Origin of the sequence: Vibrio sp. 2-1-2a (genome assembly GCF_032648565.1) — a bacterium.
Lineage (GTDB): Bacteria > Pseudomonadota > Gammaproteobacteria > Enterobacterales > Vibrionaceae > Vibrio > Vibrio diabolicus.
Genome location: NZ_WBOH01000035.1, coordinates 1 through 682, shown reverse-complemented (window position 1 = coordinate 682; position 682 = coordinate 1). Strand labels below are relative to the sequence as shown.

Sequence of the window (682 nt, the reverse complement as noted above, 5' to 3'; positions counted from 1 at the left end):
GAATAACAAGACGTTCAAGGCGATTCGAAACGCATTGGGGTTATAGTGCCCAAATAGGCACGGATTTATCAGAGTTTATTTTAGGTTAGGGTGCATGTGCGTCTCTCACACCTTAACTGCGCGTTAGACAAATAAAAGGAAAACATATGACACTTGGGTGGTTAATTCTTCTTTCATTTCTACACATTGCAGTTTGTCTTTTTAGCCCTTTTGTGTTTTTCATTATCGTATTTCAACTGCGTGAATTTGAACTTTCTAAACATCACTCAGATATCTGTATGGCTTTAGGTGGAGCATATGTCATTTCGACAATTGTGAGTGTAATTATAGTTTTTAATTACTACCTTGCTAATAGCCAGGAACCATACTATTGGTGGTTTGCGATGCCTTGGGCACTATTAGTCGCTATTATTGTGTACATATTGAAAGTAGCGAAGGTAAAATTTGCCTAACAAACTGTTTAAGAGTGATTCGCAACGCGTGGCATTTTTACTATGCGTAGCGTTTGGTGTTTAAGGTGGTATGCGGCGGCATCGGTATTGCGTTGCTCACACCTTAACTGCGCGTTATGTTTGATCACGTAAAATCAGTTGGTTGCATCTTTTCTTTGCTTTCTCGGCTTTCCAATTTTGGTTTTGTCGGCAAGTTGACTTCAGTGGTCGCTGTTTTCTGGACTCCAACT

General features: G+C 39.9%; 1 protein-coding gene. It reads left to right on the top strand.

The annotated features are described in order from the left end of the window. Positions 1 to 146: 146 nt before the first annotated feature. A complete protein-coding gene (locus tag F7Y48_RS23565) occupies positions 147 to 452 on the top strand; it encodes a hypothetical protein (protein ID WP_258508301.1) in 306 nt (101 codons plus the stop codon). The last annotated feature ends 230 nt before the right edge of the window (positions 453 to 682 follow it).

What these genes read in the sequence shown, in the direction of transcription:
- F7Y48_RS23565 (WP_258508301.1), top strand. Translation starts at nt 147, where the DNA reads ATGACACTTGGGTGGTTAATTCTTCTTTCATTTCTACACATTGCAGTT.